Source organism: Phaeodactylibacter luteus (assembly GCF_007993045.1).
In the GTDB taxonomy this organism is placed as follows: domain Bacteria; phylum Bacteroidota; class Bacteroidia; order Chitinophagales; family Saprospiraceae; genus Phaeodactylibacter; species Phaeodactylibacter luteus.
On record NZ_VOOR01000204.1, the window covers coordinates 1 to 480 of the forward strand.

The 480-nt window shown below is 56.9% G+C and carries 1 pseudogene; it reads left to right on the top strand.

The window, feature by feature from the left end:
- Nucleotides 1–480 (top strand): annotated as a pseudogene (locus FRY97_RS22660) (hypothetical protein); the annotation flags it as partial.

Consider the following 480-nt stretch of genomic DNA (forward strand, 5'->3'; position numbering starts at 1 on the left):
GTATCTCCGCGCTACTACCAGACGGCGCAGTTCACAGCTGCCAGCCGCCCAGGCTACTACCAGTACACGCAGATCATCAAGGTATACGACGACATCGACCCTGTGATCAGCTTCACGCAGGCAGACCCGTTCTGCTCACTGGACAACGTAGACTGTGATGCGACGGTGACTTACCCATTCAGCATCGACGAGAACTGCACTACAGACGACCTGACGATCCGGGTGTTCCTGAACCCGTTCAACTCAGGCAACCTGACGCAGCTCCCAGCGAGCGTGCTTTCAGGCAGCTACCCAAGCTACACCATCTCAGGCGTGTTCCCACTGGGCAACCACAGCTTCGAGGTAGATGTCAAGGACGGCTGTGGCAACACAGACCTTGTGGTGATGCCGTTCAGCGTAGTGGACTGCAAAGCTCCAGCGCCAGTATGCATCAACGGCATCTCTATCGAGCTGATGCCAGTTGACGAAGACGGCGACAAC